At 58.3% G+C, this 21,974-nt stretch carries 18 protein-coding genes; all 18 read left to right on the top strand.

Annotated elements, in window-relative coordinates; translation table 11 throughout:
* The first annotated feature begins 14 nt into the window (after positions 1–14).
* Positions 15–1,499: a sigma-54 interaction domain-containing protein gene (locus E4633_RS08360; RefSeq protein WP_135869799.1), complete on the top strand. Its 1,485-nt coding sequence runs from the start codon at positions 15–17 to the stop codon at positions 1,497–1,499.
* Positions 1,500–2,119: 620 nt separating this feature from the next.
* Positions 2,120–2,323, top strand: a complete 204-nt coding sequence (locus E4633_RS08370) for a Flp family type IVb pilin (RefSeq protein WP_135869801.1) — start codon at positions 2,120–2,122, stop codon at positions 2,321–2,323.
* Between the two features lie 196 nt (positions 2,324–2,519).
* The gene (locus tag E4633_RS08375; protein ID WP_135869802.1) at positions 2,520–3,002 is read left to right on the top strand and encodes a TadE/TadG family type IV pilus assembly protein; all 483 of its coding nucleotides are present in this window, start codon (positions 2,520–2,522) and stop codon (positions 3,000–3,002) included.
* Between the two features lie 23 nt (positions 3,003–3,025).
* Positions 3,026–3,952, top strand: coding sequence for a Flp pilus assembly protein CpaB (cpaB, locus tag E4633_RS08380; protein WP_135869803.1), 927 nt, complete (start codon positions 3,026–3,028; stop codon positions 3,950–3,952).
* Positions 3,953–3,986: 34 nt separating this feature from the next.
* A complete protein-coding gene (locus E4633_RS08385; RefSeq protein WP_135869804.1) occupies positions 3,987–5,438 on the top strand; it encodes a type II and III secretion system protein family protein in 1,452 nt (483 codons plus the stop codon).
* Positions 5,417–6,475 carry a pilus assembly protein TadG-related protein gene (locus E4633_RS08390; protein ID WP_135869805.1) on the top strand — a complete coding sequence of 353 codons (1,059 nt, stop codon included), beginning with the start codon at positions 5,417–5,419 and terminating at the stop codon, positions 6,473–6,475. The genes E4633_RS08385 and E4633_RS08390 overlap by 22 nt, the downstream gene beginning before the upstream one ends.
* Before the next feature lie 24 nt (positions 6,476–6,499).
* Positions 6,500–7,624, top strand: coding sequence for a response regulator (locus E4633_RS08395; protein ID WP_135869806.1), 1,125 nt, complete (start codon positions 6,500–6,502; stop codon positions 7,622–7,624).
* 65 nt (positions 7,625–7,689) lie between these two features.
* Positions 7,690–8,994 carry a CpaF family protein gene (locus E4633_RS08400; RefSeq protein WP_135869807.1) on the top strand — a complete coding sequence of 435 codons (1,305 nt, stop codon included), beginning with the start codon at positions 7,690–7,692 and terminating at the stop codon, positions 8,992–8,994.
* Positions 8,995–9,006: 12 nt separating this feature from the next.
* Entirely contained in the window at positions 9,007–9,972 is a 966-nt protein-coding gene (locus E4633_RS08405; protein WP_135869808.1) for a type II secretion system F family protein, read from the top strand.
* 10 nt (positions 9,973–9,982) lie between these two features.
* Positions 9,983–10,894: a type II secretion system F family protein gene (locus tag E4633_RS08410; RefSeq protein WP_135869809.1), complete on the top strand. Its 912-nt coding sequence runs from the start codon at positions 9,983–9,985 to the stop codon at positions 10,892–10,894.
* Between the two features lie 151 nt (positions 10,895–11,045).
* A complete protein-coding gene (locus E4633_RS08415; protein ID WP_135869810.1) occupies positions 11,046–12,959 on the top strand; it encodes an Ig-like domain-containing protein in 1,914 nt (637 codons plus the stop codon).
* Between the two features lie 34 nt (positions 12,960–12,993).
* Entirely contained in the window at positions 12,994–13,599 is a 606-nt protein-coding gene (locus E4633_RS08420) for an OmpW family outer membrane protein (RefSeq protein ID WP_281276745.1), read from the top strand.
* A gap of 1 nt (position 13,600) precedes the next feature.
* Positions 13,601–13,942: a DUF192 domain-containing protein gene (locus E4633_RS08425; RefSeq protein WP_135869812.1), complete on the top strand. Its 342-nt coding sequence runs from the start codon at positions 13,601–13,603 to the stop codon at positions 13,940–13,942.
* 26 nt (positions 13,943–13,968) lie between these two features.
* Entirely contained in the window at positions 13,969–15,582 is a 1,614-nt protein-coding gene (locus E4633_RS08430; RefSeq protein WP_135869813.1) for a hypothetical protein, read from the top strand.
* A gap of 92 nt (positions 15,583–15,674) precedes the next feature.
* Positions 15,675–16,631 carry a glycosyltransferase family 2 protein gene (locus E4633_RS08435; protein ID WP_246037983.1) on the top strand — a complete coding sequence of 319 codons (957 nt, stop codon included), beginning with the start codon at positions 15,675–15,677 and terminating at the stop codon, positions 16,629–16,631.
* Between the two features lie 31 nt (positions 16,632–16,662).
* Complete coding sequence (locus E4633_RS08440; RefSeq protein WP_246038047.1) at positions 16,663–18,249, top strand: hypothetical protein; 1,587 nt, start codon at positions 16,663–16,665, stop codon at positions 18,247–18,249.
* A 116-nt stretch (positions 18,250–18,365) separates the two neighbouring features.
* Positions 18,366–20,762 carry a hypothetical protein gene (locus E4633_RS08445; RefSeq protein WP_135869816.1) on the top strand — a complete coding sequence of 799 codons (2,397 nt, stop codon included), beginning with the start codon at positions 18,366–18,368 and terminating at the stop codon, positions 20,760–20,762.
* Between the two features lie 82 nt (positions 20,763–20,844).
* Entirely contained in the window at positions 20,845–21,942 is a 1,098-nt protein-coding gene (locus E4633_RS08450) for a phosphatase PAP2 family protein (RefSeq protein WP_135869817.1), read from the top strand.
* The last annotated feature ends 32 nt before the right edge of the window (positions 21,943–21,974 follow it).

A 21,974-nucleotide genomic window follows, 5' to 3' on the forward strand; every position in this document is an offset into this window, starting at 1 on the left:
CGTGCGGGGACCATATGGGCAGACTCGACGTGAGAGTCCGGACTAACCTGGACTCTGTCGTCCAATACATCTCGAGGGATGAGCGCCACTGCGAAACGGTGACCATCAAGGAGCTGAGCCTCAGCGGGGCTTTGGTGTCCGGTCTCACCACCCAGCTCCCCGAGCTCTTCGCCATCCGGCCGGTACTGCCGGGAGCTGGGGAGGTGGAACTGCGGGCCAGGTTGGTGCGACGGAGCGAAAACGGCGCCGCCATCCGTATTTTCTATTCCGACAAGAAAACCATGCAGGCGCTTTGGGGACACATCAAGGGAAGGCTCGCACCGAGTGATGATTGCCCGTATTGCGGCCACCCTGACGATTCCCGTGAAGGTTCCTGCGACAGATGCAACCTGTACCTCAATTTCGGTAAGGACAGCTACCTGGAACGGCACATCGAGAACACCTTCGCGCAGCGCCTCAACATCCGCCTGAATCGGCTTAACCTCGAGCACATCGACAAGATCATCGACTTCGTGGATTCCAAGCTGCTGAAGATCAAACATCGCTCTCCCGACAGCGAATTCATAGGCACTTCGGAGGGGATGCTCGCCGTCTTCGCGATGATCCGCAAGGTTGCCCCGACCGAGATGAGCGTCCTTCTTCTTGGCGAAAGCGGCACCGGGAAGGAATTGACGGCAAAGGCCCTGCACGAACTGAGCGCGCGCAGGGAAGGGCCGTTCGTCGCGGTCAACTGCGCCGCCATCCCTGAAACCCTGCTTGAGGCGGAGCTCTTCGGTTACGAGAAGGGTGCGTTCACGGGAGCCTACGCCACGAAAAAGGGGCGCTTCGAGGCCGCCGATGGCGGCACGCTCTTCCTCGACGAGATCGGCGACATCCCCGCGACGCTACAGGCGAAGCTCCTGCGCTTTCTCGAAGACAGGCTCATCGAACGGGTCGGCGGCTCCGGCTCCCGAAAGATCGACATCAGGATCGTCGCCGCAACCAACCGCAACCTGCAGAAGGCGATGGTCGAAGGGGGCTTCAGGGCCGACCTCTACTACCGCCTGAACTCCTTTACCATCAAGCTCCCCCCGCTTAGGGAGAGAGGCGAGGATAAGGTCCGTCTGGCCAGGCATTTCCTGGAGAGATTTGCCGCTGCCGAAAACCGGCGCATCGATTTCTCCGCCGCTTCCGTAGAGGCTATACGTCAACACCGATGGCCGGGTAACGTGAGGGAACTTGAAAACAAGGTGCGCAGGGGGTTCCTGATGGCCAGCGACGGGCTCATCGAGCCTGCGTGCATGGAGCTGGAAGAGGATTTTCACTCTGCCGCTGCGCACCCTTCACCTGATCCGCAGCCGGGGCCTCCCCGTGCCGAGTCCAGGCGTGAGAGCGTCGTTCGTGCGCTTGAGCAAAATGACTATGTCGTCGCAAGGGCCGCGCGCCAACTCCAGATCAGCAGGCCGAGCATGTACGCCCTTATAAAGAAATACGGCATAAAGAAGGATGACGCGAAGTAACGACGCCGTCTTGCCTGTTTACAACTGCTTTACACTCTCTTTACACTTTCCCGTTACAGTTCGCTTACACCCGCCTGGTCATTCTTTAGAGCTGGAAATCCAACTACCCTGTAAAACTTCGTGATAACCGCCGTTTGCAGTGGACTGGTCCGTTGCGCTGCATTGGCGGCACACAATGTGCTCAGGGTATACTGAACCTAATAATTGCAGAACTGTCTTAGGTGTATTTAATAAAATATCAATCGTATACAAAGAAATTATAAAAAAATAATTTTATTATTTTAGCATACTAAGTTGACTTAATTTAATAACTGATTTACAAGTTAACCGAAGCTGCAGCCGCGCACGACCCCGGAGATTTATGCCAGCAGTCAACCTCAAAGAGTTTGCCAGAACGCGCATTCGGTTTGACAGTAGTGGGCAGGGACTTGTTGAGTATGCGCTGATACTCTTACTCGTAGCCGTAGCTGTTTTTCTCGCTGTCCAGGGGTTCGGCAGCCGGGTTAATGACACATACGAGGTCATCAATTCCAGCGTGGCCAACACTATAAAGTGAATGGGATTCGCCTGCATCTCAACTTTTGAGTGCGGAATATATCAAGCCGAAAAGGAGATGTGCCATGACTGAATGGATCAAAGCTCTGTACGTTCGCCTGCTTGCCGGTTTCACAGCCCTTAAAAGTCAGAAAGGTCAGGGTCTGGTCGAGTACGCTCTCATCCTTGTGCTCATCGCGGTGGTGGTTATTGCCATCATGACTTCTCTTGGGAACAAGACCAGCCAAGTCTTCAGCAAGGTCGACAACTCGATGGTAGTCAAACCATAAGTTGCAGCGGCCGACTGTCTAAGAGAAATAGAATCTCACTTAAAAGGAGAATCAGTGTTCTGGTGAAAGGGCATTAATCTTTCATTGGCTTTGATTCTCTTTTTTTTGCGTTAGAGTTCTTGACAACTGTCTTTGTTTGTATAAAAAGATACCAATACTATGTCTGAGCCGTACTTGTTGTTCTTAGGAAAATACAATGAATAAACAAAAAGGTCAGGCGATCGTTGAGACTGCGATAATACTTCCCGTGCTGATTTTATTGATCATGGGACTCTTCGAGTTCGGCAGATACATGTATCTGAAGAACACGCTCAACAATGCCGCGCGTGCCGCGGCAAGAACCGCGGTCGTGACCCCTAAGTACGACGCGACAACACATAAGGATGGCATGGCGGCCACTGCCACCACCCACACCCTGTCCTGCACCGATGCCGAGTTTGTCGCATCCCCCGGCAACGGCGCTGTGTACAAGACCATTTGCGAATCGATCTACAACGGCATTCCCAAAAACGAAGTGGTCGTCAATATCGCGTATGCCGAACTGGCGACTCCTGCGGGGCTTAGCGCCGGCGACAGCGTCAGCGTAGCAGTAACTTGGGATAAATACGAGGCGATCCTACCCAAACTGATCCCCATCACCAACATCGTCACCGGTGAGGCCTCGATGCGTTATGAATAATCTGCCTACCCTCAGGAGGTGCTATGACTCGACCGAAGGCGGTAATCGTTGTAGCGGTTCTTGCGCTTGTTTTCGCGGGAATCGCGGCCTGGCTCACCTTCCACTATCTGCAAACGGAGATGAATAAGACCAAGGCGGTCCAGCCACAGAGCATCGTGGTGGCCGCAGGTGACATCCCCATTGGCGGCACGATTTCCGAGCCGCAGTTGAAGGTGACCACCTGGCCAAAGGACAGCATTCCCACCGGCAGCAGCTCCGAGGCAAAGTCCCTGGTCGGGCGCGTGGCCATCCGCCCCATATCAAGCGGTGACGCGGTAACCGAGCAGAAGCTGAAACCAAGGGCCGGAGTCCCCGGGTCCGGCTTCATGACCTACATCATCCCCCTCGGGCACCGGGCCGTTACCGTCGCTGTGAACGAGGTCGCCGGGGTCGCCGGTTTCATCACGCCCAATGACCGCGTCGACGTAGTCCTCACCACCCCCCTGCCAGGATCCCAGAACGAAAACATCAGCAAGATCATCCTCCAGAACATCCCGGTGCTCGCCACCGGACAAATCACCGACCAGAAAGAGGGTAAGCCCGTGGTCGTCCCGACGGTCACCCTCGACCTCGTGCCGGACGATGCTGAGAAACTCGTAGTCGGTGGCAGCAAGGGCTCCCTGCAGCTTCTGTTGAGAAACATCGCCGACACCGGCCCCATCTACGCCAAGGGGGCCACCATAGCGAAGGTTCTTGCCGGCTCCTCGGTGCCCCCCGTCCAGGCGGAGACGCCCCCGGCCGCACCACAGCCTGTCAAGGCAGTTGCCAAGCGCCAGGTGCGCAAGGCACCGCGCCCGGTATCGGCGCCGAAGGCCAAGGCCCAGGTGCAGGTCCAGCCGCAGCGGTCAGGACACACCGTCACCTTGATCGACGGCGGCGTCCGCACGACCAAGGAGTTCGTCCTTCAATAGGTGCTAACCACATAAGCTCAAATGAGGTGCATTGATGATAACCGTCCTGAAAAAACAACTGCGGCTTTTGATCTGGGCGTTGTTGGTGACCTGCGCATATGTGACCGTGGCGCGTGCCGGCGTTCCCCTTGAGGTCGGACTGTACAAGAGCATCCTGGTGGACTTTAAAAGCCAGAACAAGAGAATCGTGCTCGTGACGCTTGCCAATACCAGGAAGGAGGCGACTGAAAAGGATGCCGACGTGACCGTCGCCGTCGCACGGCCGGGGACGGCTGACGCCTCCAACGTGGTCCCGGCCGGAATCTCAAGGAAGCGGACCTCGGAAGCCGACGCGGGGAATACCAACAAGTTCGTGGTACCCGAGATCCTGTCGGAGTACGTGCTGAAGCTGGACGGCATCACCATAGGCAACACCAGTATGATCATCTGGACCAAGGGGGATGGCGACGAGCGCCCTGTGCCGACCTTCTTCGATCTGAGGGTGGTCGGCGACCGCGAGGCGATCCAGAGCCAGCTGAAGGAAATGGCTCCCAACGACTCCGTCGAGGTGCAGTTCGCCAACGACACTGTGGTCCTCTCCGGCAACGTCGGCAACGACCAGACCAGGGCAAAAGCGTTCGAACTCGCCAAGGCCTACTCGGCGAAGGTGATCAACAACATCACGGTGAACGAGCCCCAGCAGGTACTTTTGCAGGTGAAGGTCGCCCAGGTGGATAAAACCTCCCTCAAAAAGCTCGGCATCAGCTTCTTCGTGAAGGGGAGCTCGGCCGAGGGGTACTCGAACCTCGTCGGTGCGCCCGGTGGCTCCCTGAGCGGCGTCGCCCCCACCTTGGGGAGCCTCAGCTCGCTGGACTCCTTCCAGGCCGGGGTCTCCTATTTCCCGGCCGGAATCAGTTCCGTGCTGCAGGCGCTCAGTTCCAAGGGGCTCGCCAAGGTGCTCGCCGAGCCGAACCTTTTAGTCAAGAGCTCCCAGGAAGGGAACTTCCTCGCCGGCACAAAGATCCCGCTCAGCGTCATCGAAAGTGCCAACGGCCAAGCCACCACGACCATCAGGTACGAGACGGTCGGCATCAAACTCAAGTTCAAGCCCGAGGTGCTGGAAAACGGCATGATCTCGCTGAAGATCAACCCGGCCGAGGTGAGCAGCATCCAGGGGTATCTCCCGGTGAACGGTTACCCCATCATCGATACGAGAAACGTGGACACGAGTGTCGAGCTAAAAGACGGTCAGAGCCTGGTCCTTGCCGGGTTGCTTCAGGAGGAGGAGATCAGGAACATGTCCAAGATCCCGCTTCTGGGTGACATCCCGGTTCTCGGTGCGCTCTTTCGCTCCAGCAGCACCGACATAAAGGAGAAGGAACTTGTCTTCTTCATAACGCCCGTCATCGTGAAACCCGCACCGGTGGCGAAGGCAGAGCTCCCCACCGACAAGAAGCTTACTCCTGAACAGGAGAGGGAATTGTCATGGATGCCAACAGGCGAATAAGGAAAAGCGATCATAGGGGATTTGCCGTTGTTTACCTTGCGCTCATGATCGTGGTGCTGGTCGGCTTCGTCAGTCTCGCCGTCGACCTGGGCTACATGTACGTGACAAGAGGGCAGCTGCAAAATGCCGCCGATGCCGCGGCTCTAGCCGGCGCCGCCATGAACCTTGGCGACAGCGCGTCGGTTAAGCAGAAGGCGATCGAGTTCGCGGCGAAGAACAAGGCGGCGGGAGACGACGTGGCGGTCACCGAAGGGGACGTGACCATCGGGAACTGGACCCCCACCGCTACACCGCGCTTCTCCACGGCCAGGTTTCCGATTAACTCGGTCCGGGTGGTAGCGCGCAGGACGGTAGCCGGCGCGAGCGCCGCCGAACAGGGGAAGGTGCAGCTCTTCTTCGGCAAGATCTTCGCCCTCCTGCCGGGCGGAGGGGAGGGGTGGCCCGAGATGTCCGCTTCCGCTGAGGCGATAGCCCTGCGGCCGCCGAGGCCGACCATTCCGATCGCCTTGTGTGAAACGCCGTGCACCATGGCGACGCCGCCGAGCGTTGCGGCCCCGGTCAAGTTCTACTTCAAGCAGTCCGGCGCCACCGCACCTCCGCCTGAGTTCACCGTCGGGTGGACCGATTTTTCCTTTTCTTCCCAGGCGACCGATCTCGGACCGAAAAGCGACATCGCGAAGTACATCCACGATGAAATGCATCCCCCCGACGTCTGCAACAAGGGGATCTACACCAACAACGGCGTGGGCGAGGCGGTCCAGGAACTCAAACAGGAATACGAGTCCCAACGTGACGCGGACGGCAAGTGGGAGGTCATAGTGCCGGTTTTGGCGGCGGGTGTGGACAAATACGGAGCCCCGGTTGCTTCCTGTCCGCCGGGCGACCAGCCCATCCCTTACCCGCTGACCATGTACGCCATCGCCTGGATCACCAATGTCGAGAAGGGGGCCTCTCCTGGGGTAACCTTCAGCAGGCTCGATTGTCTTCCCTGCGGAGATCCCTCCCTCATGGGGAAATCTCCGGTACTCGTGAAATAACGCCGCACCCAAAAGGACCGTTGCATGCAGCCACTCATCTCACTGGTCATCATAGATAGCGATCACTCCGCCCGGACCGCGATAGAAGCCACCCTGCGCCCTTTTTCGGAAACGATAGGGATCGTAGGCTCGGCGAGCGACTTCTCCGAGGGGCTGGGGATGATCGAGAAGTCGTCCCCGAACGTCGTCATGCTCGAGGTGGGCGACATACAAAAGGGTATGCAGGAGGTGCAGCTCATCTGCGCCAAGTTCCCGAGGACCTCGGTGATCGTGAGCGCCACCGAGAAGAGCTCGGACTGGATCCTGTCGCTCATGCGCGCCGGTGCCGTGGAGTACATGCTGCGCCCCATCACCCAGGAGGAACTTAAACAGGCGCTGCAGAAGGTGGGGCGCTTCCTCTTCACCAAAGGCGCCGACGACACCCCCAGGGGGCGGATCTTCTCGATCTACTACCCGACCGGAGGGGTCGGTACCACGACGGTAGCGGTTAACCTCGCCGCGAGCCTCGCCTCAGAAGGGACCAGGGTCGCCCTTGTCGACCTGAACCTCTACTCCGGCGACATCAGCACCTTCCTCGATGTCAGCCCGACCTACACGCTTAGCAGCGTGACGAGCAACATCGAACGACTCGACGCGAACTTTCTGATGACGGTGATGACCAGGCACAGTTCCGGTCCCTTCGTCCTCACCGAGCCAAACGAGGTGGACGACGCCATACTGATCACCCCGGACCAGGTGCGCCGCATCCTCGAGTTCCTGCGCGGGGTGTTCACCTACGTCGTCGTGGATTGCGGCGGCCCGCTCGCCGGATGCAACTTGGCGATCTTCGAATCCTCAGACCTGATCCTCTTCACCACTACGCTCAGCCTTCCGGCGCTTAAAAACAGCAAGCGTTACCTCTCGGCGATGGAAAGAAAGGGGCTGAGAAAGGACCGGGTGAAGCTCGTGGTGAACCGCTACCTGCCGAAGGCGGACATCCAGGTGAAGGACGCGGAAAAGGTCCTCGGGCACACCGTTTACCAGACCATACCCAACGACTACATCGATGTGGTGGGGTCGATCAACAAGGGGATGCCCGTGGTCAGGATCTCCCCCGGCTCCCCCGTGAGTAAGGCGATCCTCCACCTGGCCGAGATGATGACGAAATAGTAACGCCCGCGGCTTCGCCGGAGGTGAGGCTCACCCGCGGCTGCCTGAAAACGAGAGGTTCTTCTATGGTTCCCAACAACCCATTTCAAATGCCGGGCAGCATCAAGGACCAGGAATTCTTCCAGGACCTTAAAAGCCGCATCCACCGGCGCCTGATCGAGCGGCTCGACCTCGCCAAACTGGACCTTCTGGGCGCCAACGAACTGAACCGTGAGATCGGCTTCGTCATCGAAAACCTGATCATCGAGGAAGGGGTCCCCCTCAACCAGTTCGAGAGGGACCGCCTGGTCATCGAGATCCAGCACGAGACCTTCGGTCTGGGCCCCCTGGAACCCCTGCTCGCCGACCCGCACGTCTCCGATATCCTCGTGAACAAGAGTTCGCAGGTCTACGTCGAGCGCTTCGGCAAGCTGGTCCGCTCCGAGGTCTGTTTCAAGGACAACGCCCATCTGCTCCAGATCATCGAGCGCATCGTCTCTAAGGTGGGAAGGCGCATCGACGAGTCCTCCCCCTACGTCGACGCGAGGCTCCCCGACGGCTCGCGCGTGAACGCCATCATCCCGCCGCTGGCCCTGGACGGCCCCGTCCTCTCCATCCGCCGCTTCGGGCAGGACCCGCTCAAGATGAGCGACCTTTTGAACCTGGGAACGCTTGACGCCCGCATGGAGAAGATGCTCGAAGGGGCGGTGAAGACGAGGCTCAACATCCTGGTCTCCGGGGGTACCGGCACCGGTAAGACCACCATGCTGAACGTACTCTCCGAATACATCCCCCAGGACGAGCGCGTCATCACCATCGAGGACTCAGCCGAGCTTCACCTGAAACAGGATCACGTGGTGCGGCTCGAGACGCGCCCGTCGAACATCGAGGGGAGGGGGGAGGTCACTCAGCGCGATCTCGTGCGCAACGCCCTGAGGATGCGGCCGGACCGCATCATACTCGGCGAGATCCGCGGCGGCGAGGCGCTCGACATGCTCCAGGCGATGAACACCGGTCACGACGGCTCGATCTCCACGGTCCACGCGAACACCACGCGGGACGCACTCGCACGTATCGAGACCATGGTGCTCATGGCCGGCATGGACCTGCCGGAGCGCGCCATCCGGGAGCAGGTGGCCTCGGCACTGAACATAGTCGTTCAGCTCGTGCGTTTCTCGGACGGGACGAGGAAGGTGGTCAAGCTCTCCGAGATCACCGGCATGGAAGGAAACACCATCGTCATGCACGACATCTTCGTCTTCGACCAGCGCGGCATCGACAAGGAGGGGAGGGTGGTCGGCGTGTATCGCGCGACCGGGGTACGCCCCATGTTCGCCGAACGCTTCAGGGTCTACGGCTTCGAACTCCCCCCGGGGATCTTCGAGAATTAGGAGGAGGGAGCCTTGCTGCTACCGATCGTGATCGTGACCTTCCTGGCGGTCTTCTGCCTCTGCCTCACCGTCTATCTCGGCGTCGCAGCGGTCAGAACCTCGCCCAAGTACGAGTTGAAAAGGCGCCTGCAGCGTCTCGCCCGCGACACCGGCGCCCAGGGGATACCCGAGGATCTGCGCGCCGAGATCATCAGGGAGACCCCGCCCCTCGACCGTATCCTCGCCTCCTTGCCCCTCACCCGGGACCTCGACAAGAAACTCGACCACGCAGGGCTTGAGATCACCTCGTCGCGCTTTGTCATGCTGACCGCGGGGCTTACCCTGTTCGGCATCGTCATCACGCTCATTATGACCAAGTCCATCCTCATTTCCCTGCTTTGTGCGGTAGGGTTCTCGCTTTCTCCGTTCTTCTTCCTGAACTTCAAGATCAGACAGCGCTTTGAGAAGTTCACCGAGATTTTTCCTGATGCCCTCACCATGATCTCGCGTTCGCTGCGCGCGGGGCACTCCTTTACCAGCGCCATCCAGCTCGTGGGTGAGGAGATCCAGAACCCCGTGGGTGAGCTTTTCAAAACCGCATATGATCAGCAGCTTTTGGGCTTGAGGATTACCGAGAGCCTGAACAACCTGAACGAGAGGATCGAGAGCCTGGACCTCAGGTTCTTCACCACCGCGATCGCCATCAACAACGACGTCGGCGGCAACCTCTCTGAGATTCTGGAAAACCTGGCCAAGACGATCCGGGAGCGGCTGAAGATAAGGCGGCAGGTCAGGGTCTACACCGCCCAGGGGCGCATGACCGGCTACGTGCTCGGCGTGCTGCCGGTATTCACCTTCTTCATGTTCAACATCCTGAACCCGCATTACGAGTCGGTCCTCTACAAGGAGACCCAGGGGCTTTACGTCCTGGGGCTCGCCGTCTGCCTGCAGGTTATAGGTCTGTTCGTCATCAGAAAGATCATCAGGATAAGGATCTAGGAGGGGATTGATGGTCTACGCAATTACCGCAACGGTTTTTATCGCCATCCTGCTCCTGACCGCGGCCCTGGCCTACCCGTACATGTCGCGGCGCAGCATCGTACAGGACAGGCTCGATAAGTTCGAGGTGAAGCCTGTGAGCAAGGTCGAACTGGTCGAGGAAGCTCCCAAATGGTACGACCAAATTGGAGAGCTTGGGAAGATGCTGAGCCTCACCACGAAGGAGCAGGGAAAGTACTCGAAGATGCTCGTCGCCGCCGGTTACCGCAAGGAGAGCGTCTATGTCTTCTTCGGCGCGAAGCTGCTGCTCACCTGCCTTTTGCCCGGCGCTTTCTTCATGCTCTACATCGCCGCCAAGGGGTTTGCGCTCGATTTGCAACTGCTGCTGGTTCTCATCATCCTTGCCATCGTCGGGTACCTGGCACCCAGTTACTGGCTTTACCACCAGTACAACGAGCGTCAGCTGAAGATCTTCCATACCCTCCCGGACATCCTCGATCTTCTGACGGTCTGCGTCGACGCAGGGCTCAGCATGGACGCAGCCCTCATCAAGACGACGGAAACCCCGCAGTTCGCCGACGACCCGCTGGCGAAAGAGATCAAGGTGGCGACCATGGAGACGCGGGCGGGTAAGCCGCGCATAGAGTCGCTTAAGGACATGGCGGAGCGGACCATGGTCGACGACGTGAAGTCCTTCGTCACCATGCTGGCCCAGACGGAGCGCTTCGGCACGAGCCTCAGCCAGGCGCTTGCCGTCCATGCAGACACCTTGCGCACCAAGAGGAGGCAGATCGCCGAGGAGGCCGCCGCAAAGACCACCATCAAGATGATTTTCCCGCTGATCCTGTTCGTCTTCCCCGCTCTTCTGGTCGTCATCCTCGGGCCGGCTTACGTACAGATCAGCAGGACTCTGCTTAAATGACGGCACTGCAACTGGAAAGGAGGCGCATGCTATGCACATCGATTTCGACAGCGTAATTCTACTTGTTATCGCCGTGGAACTGGCTCTCATCTATTCGCGGCTTTGCAGGAAGTGACTTTTTGCAGGTTCAACTGCATTACGAGGAGGGGACATGCGATACATAGTGAGGGCGGCACTGCTACTGTTGCCGGTTCTGATGCTGACTTTGGCGGGGTGTGGCAGTAGTTCCAGCGGAAATGCCGATCCGTTCAACCCTGGCGGGACCATCGGCGGGACCGACACGGGAGCCGCCCCTTATACTCTGACCGTTATTCCGGCCAAGACCGCGGCATTGGTCAACGAGGAGATGATCGTGACGGCGACCCTGAGGGACGCCAACAGTCGTCCCGTTGCCGATCAGACGGTCAACTTCTCCATAGCGGCGGGACCCGCGACGGCGGTCATCGCATCCGCCAAGACCGATTCCAACGGTGTCGCCCTGGCCTTCATAAGGGCCGGTGCAACCGCCGTCACGACCAACGTCATAGTTCAAGGAGCGTCCACCGTTTCCGGCAAGAGCGTTGTCGGTTACGGAAGCTTCCAGGTCTCGCCGGCGGACGTCAACCTCAACAGCGCTCGGTTGTCCCTGGCCACCAGCTCCAGCGCGGTCAGTCCCAACCAGGAACTCCTTATCACCGCGACCGCTCGCGACGGTTCGAACAACCCGGTCTCCAATCTCCCCGTGAGCTTCAGAATAGCTGCCGGACCTGCCACGATGCTCACTGCAAGTTCCGTCACCGATTCCAACGGTCAGGCGACGGCGATAGTGAAAGCCGGTAACCCGTCAGCCGTGGCGAACGTTATCGTCGAAGCGACGACCACGGTAAATACCGATCAGATCGTTGCCAACGTACCATTCCAGGTGGTACCCACGGCGAACTCGACGGTGAGTTACCGGTTGACCATGACTCCGAGCAAGCAGGTTGTAGACAACAACGAGGAGTTTTACGTCACCGCCTTTTTGAAAGATAGCGGGGGAACCCCTGTTCCCGGCAAAACGGTCAACTTCAGCGTCGCTACCGGCGAAGCCTCCGTCATAACCGCCGCCGCCACCACTGGTTCGTCAGGCGAGTGCTTCGCACGCATTCGCGCATTGAATCCCGCCTCTACCTCTGCCGTCATCTTGCAGGCATCCGCCACCATAGATACCACCACGGTCACGGCGTTGGCGCCGGTGCAGATAACAACGCAGCCTTTGTCCGCGTCCATCATCAAGATGACGCTGGTCAGCGACAAGGCTTCGGTGGGTGTCAACAGCGACGTCATTTTAACCGCCTCCGTCACCGACTTGCAGTCTCCTCCGAAGCCGGTGCAAAACAAGGAGGTTTCCTTCAAAGTCCTGGCAGGCCCGGGCAACATGGTGGACTTCTCAGGCAACGTTTTGGCGCAGGGTGTCGCCACCCTCGCAAGCACCGATTCCATCGGCAATGCCGTTTGCCGCCTGAGGTCGGGAACCGTTAATTCCAGCTCCAGTATCATCGTTCAGGCCACCACAACGGTCAATGACTCCCTCGTGACCGCTTACACCACCATTGAAGTCGTGCGTCAGAACAGCTATGTGATAAATTTCCTCACCTCCAAATCGCCTACCGATCCGGACGGCACCCTGAACACGCTTACAGCGACCCTGCCCGCCGATGCCGCCGGACTTTTCACCTTCAAACAACTCGTGCCTTTCCAGGCGCTCGACAACAACGGTGTTCCTTTGCCGAATCTCGACGTCTCCATAGAGATAAACAACACGGGACGGAACCTGGATACCCAGATACAACTGATACCGCCGCTGCCCGGCTTGCCAGTCACGTACCCGGGAGCGAACCCCTTAATCGTCACGGTCAGGACCGACGATCACGGTATGGGGATATTCACCTGCAATGTGTCGCTGGAAGCGCCAGGACCCGGAGGGTTCAACGCTGAGTCCATCATTTACCAGGCAACGGCCACCGTCGATGGAATAACGTTGAGGTCTTATGGAGGATTCATAGCATCGCTCACCCAGGAGAAGGCGGCTGCGACTACGCCGTAAGTTTCCCTCTGAACCTACAGCTACAGGAGGCATGATGCGTAAATTCATTTTCTTGGTATTTTTTATCTTTTCCCTTACGGCGGGGACTGTCATGGCAGCAGACATTAACGGCAGGTTGGGTATCACCGGAAAGGTCGGTTTCGCCGTTCCTCTGCAGGACGATTTCATCACCGGGGCCACCGATTCAAAAACCGGACTGGCTGCAGGAGGAGGTCTCATCTACGGCTTAAGCAAAAACCTCGCGGCCGAGCTGGATATTACCCAGGTGCCGACCATAGATCTCGAGGTGGACGGATTGAAAGTCGGAGAGGCCGCTTTCACCGATGTCTCTCTCGGGCTTCAGTACCGGTTCACCCCGGATAACAGCCTGGTCCCTTACCTCGGGGCGGGAGTCGATTTCATCACGGGCGATTTCCAGTACCAGTCCGGCCAGAAGTTCGATTTCGAGTGGACCACGGGCGGGCACATAAATGCGGGTGTGGATTATTTCGTCACCAAGGGGGTCGCACTCACCGCTGAGATCAAGGGGGTCTTCGCACCGAAGGCTGACGTCAAGGGCACCGCCAGTGAGTACGATCCGACCAGCTTCCTCGGCACGGTAGGTGTCAGGCTTTTCCTCCCCGAGAACATGTTCCGGTGACATGAGGGCGATTGACGCGACTTCAGGGAGAGAGATCGCCAGCCGCGTCGCGGTCGCCGACACTTTTTTCTCCAGGCTAAAGGGGCTCCTCGGCAGGGAGGAGCTCCCGCCCGGAGAAGCGATGTGGATCAGGCCCTGCCGCAGCGTCCACAGCTTCGGAATGAAATTCCCCATCGATGTGGTGTTCCTGGATCGAGACATGCGGGTGGTGGCGATGACGAAGGGGCTTCGACCCGGCCGGGTATCGGCTCCCCCGGTCAAGTCTCAGAGCGTCCTCGAACTCCCCGTCGGCGTCCTTGACGCCGCCGCCACCGTCATCGGCAACCGGATTGAAATTACCTAGGCTCCTCGAGGCAGGTACCATTCTTCATGCGCTGTGACCTCACAAATCCATCACGAGACGGTTACGGCGCGGCCGGGCAACGCCGAACCGTCCTCTTTCTCGCCTGTTTAGGTGCCGTGTGCGCTGCTGCCGCGTATGTGGGGGCCGTTCCCACACGTAAGTTCGGGCACGACCTCTTTTTCCTGCTCGATAACGGGTGGCGCGTGTTCAACGGCCAGCGCCCGCACATAGACTTCACCAGCCCATGGGGGGCGCTGTCCTTCCTGGTTGTGGGCGCCGGGATGGCCCTTTCCCACGGTTCGGTGAACGCTATCGGGTACGCTAACGCGCTCTTCGCGTTTGTCCTGTCACTTTGGGGGTATCGCCTGAGCCGCCATGCCGTTTCGTTTGTTCCCCGATTGTTCATCTGTCTTTACCTCGCCTTGCTGCTGGTTTCTCCCTATTCTCTCGGGTGGGGGGCACTCAATTCCAGCCACGCGATGTATTACAACCGATACGGGTATGTACTGCTGGGGCTTCTCATGATCGAGGCGTTCCGGCGGACCGCGGTTACTGAATGGGAGGAAAGATTCGGCGGTGCATCGACGGGGGTAGTCGCCGCACTGCTGCTGTTTCTCAAGGCGAATTACTTCGGGGTGGCGCTGCTGATGATCGCGGCCTCCTTTTTGCTCGGTCGGCGTTCGCAAGCTCGTCTGACCGGCATGACCCTCGGGTTCTTCCTGACGTCTCTGGCTTTTCTGACGTACCTTGATTTCGACGCAGCCGCCTTTTATCACGATCTTCAGCTTGCGGCAGGGGCCAGGGCGATGAGCTTCAGCTATAAGGAGTTGCTGATCAAATTGTCAGGCAATGCGGTCTATCTGCTTTTCATCGTCCTGTTATCCTGGCAAAGCTCGCTGACGGTTGGCCGCCAAGACAATGATGCTCCCGGCTTTACCTATGTGTTGCTTGGCTTTTTCTTTTTTGCCCTGGACATGGTGCTTCTTTGCAGCAACCAGCAGTTCACCGAACTGCCGCTCACCGTTCTTTACTCCTTGTTGCTGGTCGTCGAGGTGCACCGGCGCAGCGGCAGCAAGTTTCGAGCGCGGAAGAAGGCCCCGTTCCGTGTGGAAAGGCTCGCGCTGGTCGCCGGCGCAACGTTCTTTTTCGTTTCGTTCTTCACCCAGTTCTACGGGCTTGCCTACGGCCTCGTACAGAAAACCTGGCCCTCGGACAGCTCTTCGCTCGTGAGGTTCACCGAACCGCGCCTGAGTCCCCTGCTTATGTATGACGACAGCTCGGAGCCCAACAGCAACGGGAAAAGATACGTGAATTACATCAACAGCGGCATACGTATCTTGCTTGAGCATTCCCGCCCGTCCGACAAGGTCCTGACCATGGACATGATGAACCCGTTCCCGTACTCGATGGGTAGAAGCGCTCCGAGGGGGGGAATGGCTGCTGCGACCTACAATTACACCTTCAGCGACGGGCATCGCCCATCCGAGGCTTGGTACTTCGGCGATGCCGACATCGTCATGGTTCCGAAGCGGCCGGCGTCCCCCATTGACGGGTTACTCAAGAACTACCGGTCCGGACTTGACCGCAGGTTTTTCCTCGCGGCCGAATCAGACATGTGGTTTCTGTACAAAAGACGATGAGAGAGCGCTCCCCGCTAAAGTCCGCCCTGCAGCAAATTGCGACATTTCCCGCTTTTCTGTACGGGATATTGCTCGCGCTGGCCGGGCTGTGCGTGTATCTGACCGGCGTTTTCATCGGTTTCCTGAGACTGCTGTGCCAAGGGGACGGGCTGTGGCTCTGGGTGGCCGATCGAATCGTCTGGTACAGCGGCATGCCCGTGGTCGCCGGGGGACTTCTCATCTGTTACGACCTCTTCGTGCTCTTCCCCTCCAAGCGCCGCACGATGCCGGTCCGCTGGGCGCCACCCTCCGACTGCGGCGTGACCGTCGTGCTTTCGGCCTACAACGACGAGCTCAGCATCGGTGCCGCCGTGGAGGACTTCAAAGCGCACCCGTTGGTCAGGCGCGTCATCGTGGTTGACAACAACAGCTCGGACAGAACCTCGCAATGCGCGCGAGCCGCCGGAGCGCTCGTCGTGAACGAACCGCTCCAGGGGTACGGCAACTGCGTCTATCGCGCCTTGAGCGAGGGGCTTAGCTTTACCGACACCGAGCTGACCCTTTTATGCGAAGGGGACATGACCTTCAGGGCTTACGACATCGAGAAGTTCCTGGCATACCTGCCGCACGCCGATATCGTGAACGGAACACGCATAAGCGAGCAACTGCGCGAGCGGCGCACACAGCTCTCCACCTTCATGTACTACGGCAATTTTTTCGCCGGAAAGCTGCTCGAGGTGAAGCATCTGGGACGCGGGACTTTCACGGATGTGGGAACCACCTACAAGCTCTGCAGGAACCAGGCGCTTGAGGTCCTCATGCCGTACTTGAACCCGGAGATCAACCTGGAATTCAACGCGCATTTTCTCGATACCGCGCTGGCACAAGGTCTCGCGGTCGTTGAGTGTCCGATCACCTTCCACAACCGGGTCGGCCTCAGCAAAGGCGGCAACTCCAGTAACCTGAAGGCCCTGGCGGTGGGGAGCAGGATGATATTCGGACTCGTCGCGGGATGGAGAAAACCGAGAATGCCGCGTCAATTGGCACAACGAGATCCTTTGCAAGGTTAACCTCTACCGTTGCCGCAATCTTTTGCAAAAGGTGATTCTATTGACCACTACAGAGACTACCAAACGCACTTCCTTGCTTCCGTCCATCGCGGACTTTCTCTTCATCGCCATTTTTTTGCTGGTCTCTGTGCATCTGGGAAAGAGCCTGCTGAACGACGGCGACACCGGGTACCACATCCGCGCCGGCGAGTACATCATGAAGACGATGAAGGTGCCGCAGTACGACATGTTCTCCTACCTTACACCTCCCTTGCCGTGGACCGCCCACGAGTGGCTCTCCGAGGTGATCATGGCCCTCGTTCACAGCGCCTTCGGTCTGACCGGAGTCGTCGTCTTCTTCAGCTTTTTCATCGCCCTTACCGCGATGCTGCTCTTTGAAACGATCCATGCAAGTGACAAGAACATCCTCATCTCGCTCGCGGTGGTGATACTGGCTACGGCCTCTTCCGGGCTGCACTGGCTCGCAAGGCCGCACATCTTTTCCTTCCCCCTCACCCTTGCGTGGTATCACATCCTTTGTCTTTACCAGTACAAAGACCGGAACCTGCTCTACGTACTTCCTCTGCTCATGCTGTTGTGGGTGAACCTCCACGGTGGTTTCATGGGTGGCTTCATTCTGCTTTCCGTCTTCCTCGCGGGTAACGCCTTCGAAGCGCTCTGCTCGGGCTGTGATCGGCAAAAGGCGCTTGCAAGGCTTAAGGCGCTTTCCGTCGCTACCGCACTCTGTTTGGCGGTTACCGTGGTAAACCCGTACGGCTACTACATACTGCTTTTTCCCTTCAAGCTCACTTCATCTGGTTACCTCATGGATTCCATATCGGAATTCATGTCTCCAAACTTTCACGAGAGGTACGCCAAGGGATTCGAGCTCTACCTGATACTCTTGATTGCCGCCTTCGCCTGGTCCAGGAAAAAGCTCGACGTATTCGACGTGCTGTTGATCGCTCTTTTTCTGCATATGTCACTTTACTCCGCACGATACATCCCGCTCTTTGCCATCGTAGCCGCACGTATCCTTTCGCGCATGCTAAACGATGGACTCCATGAAAAGGACACCGCCTTCTCCCGTTTCATGGAAAGGCGTTCCATGAACATTTCTCGACTCGATGCCACGGCCATGAGGTATCTCTGGCCTGCCGCCTCGGTGGTTCTCGTCGTGTATTTCGCGGTCACCGGGAGGATCTCCTACGGTTTCGAACCGAAGACCAAGCCGGTGGCCGCAACCGAGTTCATAAAGAGAGAGCGAATCGCCGGCAACATGTTCAACAGCGACGAGTTCGGGGACTACCTGATCTACGCCGCCGCGCCGTCATACAAGGTGTTTATCGACGGCAGGCTCGATATGTACGGTGCGGAGCGCCTGAAGGAGTTTCGTCAGGTGACGGCATTTCAGCAGGGATGGGAAAAGGTTTTCGAGAAATACGGCATCACCTGGGTCATCTACGAGGCGAATTCGCACCTGTCGCGCTACCTGTTGCTGAACAAGGACTGGAAGCTCATCTACGCGGACGAAGCTGCCAACATCTTTGTGAAGAACATCCCGCAGTACAGGGATCTGATCGACAGGTACCGCGCCGTGACGCCTGTCATCGTAGACGACAAGAAAGAACCTGCGTGAGGTGACACGCTAGGAGTTGGTGAAGGGAAACGGTAGCACCTTGGCTGTGGGGAACTATGGAAGACCGTGTCTGGCTCACAAGAAGAGTAGCGCGACGAGACGTGTGGTGGGCCATTTTGGGATCGGTTGCCGTGCACACGCTGCTTGTCGCCATGGTTTCGGTCAGTTCCATCTATTATCCCCAGACCGGCAACACCACCAGGTTCGATATCCTCTGGCTTTCCGCTTCGTCTATTCCATCCGAAGTACCACCCGCTCCCGATGCTACCCAGGCTTCACAAATGGCGGCCTCCTCTGATGCTGTCCTTGCGGCCGATTCGTCGGAAAAAACTGACGTGGCCCCTCCTCAAACCGCCACATCTGAAACGGCGCCTGCTCCGCCCGCATCCGATCCACCCTTGCAGCAGGCTACTCCTGAAGCTGAGCCGGCGATGGAGGTGATGACCACGCGGGTGGAGATGAAAAAAGCGCTGCTGCAGAAAGCGCCGCCTCCTGAGCCTAAGAAGGTCGCTGCACTGACCGGGAAGTCCACCGATGAAGAAGAGGACGAAGAGCAGTCTGCAGCGATGACCGAAGACGAGACGCCGGCGGCAGAGGCCGATGCGGAGCAGAAAGAAGCCGAACGCGCGGCGGCCGCGGCGAAGGCCCGGGCGATAGAGGAGCGAAAGGCAGCCGAAAGGCAGCGTAAGGAACAGCAGGCGCAGGAGAGGAAAAAGGCTGCCGAGGAGCGCAAGGCCGCGGAACGTGAACGGCGCCAGCGCCTTGCCCAGGAGAAGGAGCGGGTCGCTGCTGAAAAGGCGGAAAAGGAGCGCGCCACGGCGATACTGAAAAAGCGCGCCGAGCAGGAACTCCAAGATAAGAGGATGGCGGAGCGGGAACGAAAAGCTGCGGCATTGGCGGAGCAGGAACGTATTACCCGGGAACGCGAACGCATGGCGGAGGAAAAGGCTCAGCAGGAGCGTTTGGCCGCTTTAGATCGATCCAAAAAGGCTGAACTGGCGCGACGCGAGAGGACCAGATCGGAGCAGGAACAACGGATCGCGGAACGCGCTCTTCAGGAAAAGCTCGCACGTGAGCGCGCTGAAGAAAAAGCAGCTCTGGAACGCTTAGCGGCGGCGGAGAGAAAACGGCAGGAAGAGCAGGATTTGCAAAAACGTCTGGCTGAACAGGAGCGGAGGGCTTCGGAGCGAGAGGAAAAAGAGAGGCTGTCCCGGATGCGCAAGCGGGCTGCGGCCGAACAGGCCGAGCAGGAGCGCATCGCCGCAGCACAGAAAAAGAAGATCGAAGAGCTGGCTTCGCAAGAACGGTTGAGGGCGGAACAGGAGAAGAAGGCTGCACAGAAGGCGGAAGCGGAGCGTCTTGCCCGCGAGCGCGAGCGGATTGCCGCAGAGAAGATGGAGCGGGAGCGGGTTGCCGCTCTCGAGAAGAAGACGGCCGCCGAACAGGCGTTGCAGGAAAGAAAGAAGGCGGAACAAGAGAAAAAAGCTGCACAGAAGGCGGAAGCGGAGCGTCGCGCCCGTGAACGTGAGCGGCTCGCCGCCGAGAAGATGGAGCGGGAGCGGGTTGCCGCTCTCGAGAAGAAGACGGCCGCCGAACAGGTATTGCAGGAAAGAAAGAGGGCGGAACAAGAGAGAAAAGCTGCACAGAAGGCGGAAGCGGAGCGTCTCGCCCGTGAACGCGAACGGCTTGCCGCCGAGAAGATGGAGCGGGAGCGGGTTGCCGCCGTCGAGAAGAAGAGACAGGCCGAGCAGTCACTGCAGGAACGATTGAGGGCGGAGCAGGAGAGAAAAGCTGCACAGAAGGCGGAAGCGGAGCGTCTCGCCCGGGAACGGGAGCGGATAGCCGCCGAGAAAGCTGAACGGGAACGTGTTGCCGCACTGGAGCGCAATGCACGTATCGCCCAGGCCAGGACGGCTGCCGTTTCCGGCTCGGCCTCCGGCCCGGCGCAAAAACAGGCGTCGCAGCCTCCCAAGCCGATCTCAAAACCGGCGGAAACCGTTGCCCAAAAACCGAAACCCGCAGAGGAGAAAGGGCTCGTATTGCCGATCATCTATGGCGACTTGAAAGTCATCGTGCAGAGTGCCGGCGATCTCAAACTCACGGTCCTTTTCAGGGAGTACCCGAAGTCGAAACGAAGCAGACCGCTTTCCCGTAACGAGTCGCGGCGCGAGCAGAAGCTGTCCCCCATCGTCGTCAAGACCCCCGATCATGCCGAGGAGGCCATCGTCGAAAAGACCGCGGAAGGTATCTACACCTTTGTCGCAGAAGGTGAAGGAGGGACCCCTGCCAAGGCGAACTGCATCGTGAAGGTCTACGAAAAGAGCAAGGTCGGTAAGACAAGACGGCTTGGCTCCAAGGCAATTTCCGGCAAGACCGTGGTGGCGAGGGTACTCATGCCGGAGGGAATCGTCTGGGAAGACGATGGCGCCTTTACCGGCAGCATGCAGGACTCCGACGGCATAACGAAGTTCAACTCGGAGGCAGGGGTTTTCTGGAAAGAATATACACCGTGAAGTCGGACTACGCGGCATCGCCCGTCATGGCACGCGCCTTAAGTATGAAGGCGCTGACGTTGTCTGGGATGAGGACCGGTATATGTTGGAGCGGGAAAAACAGGCTGCGGAAGAAAGCTTGCTGTCGCAGGCCGCACCATGGAGAAGCGCTTCCTTGGCGCAAGCATGTTCGCGCGACCAAGCCAACCAATATACGACAGGAATCGTATATCTTTTCTGCCAGGTCATCCTCTCCTTGTCCGTCGCGAGGCTTGTTTTCGGTTTCCTCGCCCGGGATTTTGAGTGGTTACCGGCCAACCTGGGGTCGGGCATGGCTTTCATATTTTTCTATTTTCACGCCACTATCGGCCCGCTCTTCCATCTGTTTTCAGACCTGTTAGCGGAGACGAAACACCTTCTTTTCAATGAGCCGCGTCGCCATGCCGTCCGGGTGTTGAGGGATTTCTTTTCCGGCTATCTGAGGAACTACCTTTTCAACGGTGCGATGGCCTACATGGCTGTTTATGGGGTACTTGTAAGCTACACGAATCTCAAACCATCCATTCCGCTTTTAAACGACAGGCTTTACGATGACATCTTGTTCAGATGCGACAGTTGGATCCTGAAGCTGGTGACTCTCGGTGGTCACTTCATCATCCCCAAAAATCCCTCCATAACCCACTGCTTCGACACGATGTATTTCTTCCTCTGGCCGCTCGCCTGTCTTACCCTTCTTTTAGCGTCGCGCGAAGAGGTAGTATTCTGGCGTTACACTTCGGCATGGTGCATTGCCTTTGTCCTTTCACTGCCTTTTTCCATACTTTTCCCGACTATGGGACCTGCGTTCTTCAAACCGGAGCTTTACCAACACATAAGCGGTACATGTTCGGCAGGGGCAATGGAACGTCTTTGGTCACATTACCAATCCTTCAAGTCATACCCGTTGCAGACACCGATCGTCACTGCGAACGGAATCGTCGGGATGCCGAGTCTGCACATAGCACTATGCTATCTCTCCAGCTTGGCGATAGGGACCCTGTACCCAAGGCTTAGATTCTTCATGGCCGGGGTCGTTTTCCTCTTTGTAGTGGCCACGGTTTACCTCGGGTGGCACTATCTCCTGGACGGCCTGGGTGGCATCGGGGTTGGTTGGATCGCGCACAAGATCAGTTGCAGGTGGTTTTACCGGAAGACCGTATAACAATTTCCCCTCACCATGTCGGTAAGGCCTTT

Origin of the sequence: Geomonas terrae, assembly GCF_004791675.1 — a bacterium.
Taxonomy (GTDB): domain Bacteria; phylum Desulfobacterota; class Desulfuromonadia; order Geobacterales; family Geobacteraceae; genus Geomonas; species Geomonas edaphica.

Excerpts from the sequence above, each read along its gene's own strand:
- E4633_RS08420 (WP_281276745.1), top strand. The coding sequence starts at position 12,994 with ATGCGTAAATTCATTTTCTTGGTATTTTTTATCTTTTCCCTTACGGCG.
- E4633_RS08450 (WP_135869817.1), top strand. The coding sequence starts at position 20,845 with ATGTTGGAGCGGGAAAAACAGGCTGCGGAAGAAAGCTTGCTGTCGCAG.
- E4633_RS08360 (WP_135869799.1), top strand. The coding sequence starts at position 15 with ATGGGCAGACTCGACGTGAGAGTCCGGACTAACCTGGACTCTGTCGTC.
- E4633_RS08390 (WP_135869805.1), top strand. The coding sequence starts at position 5,417 with ATGGATGCCAACAGGCGAATAAGGAAAAGCGATCATAGGGGATTTGCC.
- E4633_RS08415 (WP_135869810.1), top strand. The coding sequence starts at position 11,046 with ATGCGATACATAGTGAGGGCGGCACTGCTACTGTTGCCGGTTCTGATG.
- cpaB (WP_135869803.1), top strand. The coding sequence starts at position 3,026 with ATGACTCGACCGAAGGCGGTAATCGTTGTAGCGGTTCTTGCGCTTGTT.
- E4633_RS08375 (WP_135869802.1), top strand. The coding sequence starts at position 2,520 with ATGAATAAACAAAAAGGTCAGGCGATCGTTGAGACTGCGATAATACTT.
- E4633_RS08430 (WP_135869813.1), top strand. The coding sequence starts at position 13,969 with ATGCGCTGTGACCTCACAAATCCATCACGAGACGGTTACGGCGCGGCC.
- E4633_RS08425 (WP_135869812.1), top strand. The coding sequence starts at position 13,601 with ATGAGGGCGATTGACGCGACTTCAGGGAGAGAGATCGCCAGCCGCGTC.
- E4633_RS08395 (WP_135869806.1), top strand. The coding sequence starts at position 6,500 with ATGCAGCCACTCATCTCACTGGTCATCATAGATAGCGATCACTCCGCC.
- E4633_RS08400 (WP_135869807.1), top strand. The coding sequence starts at position 7,690 with ATGGTTCCCAACAACCCATTTCAAATGCCGGGCAGCATCAAGGACCAG.
- E4633_RS08410 (WP_135869809.1), top strand. The coding sequence starts at position 9,983 with ATGGTCTACGCAATTACCGCAACGGTTTTTATCGCCATCCTGCTCCTG.
- E4633_RS08385 (WP_135869804.1), top strand. The coding sequence starts at position 3,987 with ATGATAACCGTCCTGAAAAAACAACTGCGGCTTTTGATCTGGGCGTTG.
- E4633_RS08370 (WP_135869801.1), top strand. The coding sequence starts at position 2,120 with ATGACTGAATGGATCAAAGCTCTGTACGTTCGCCTGCTTGCCGGTTTC.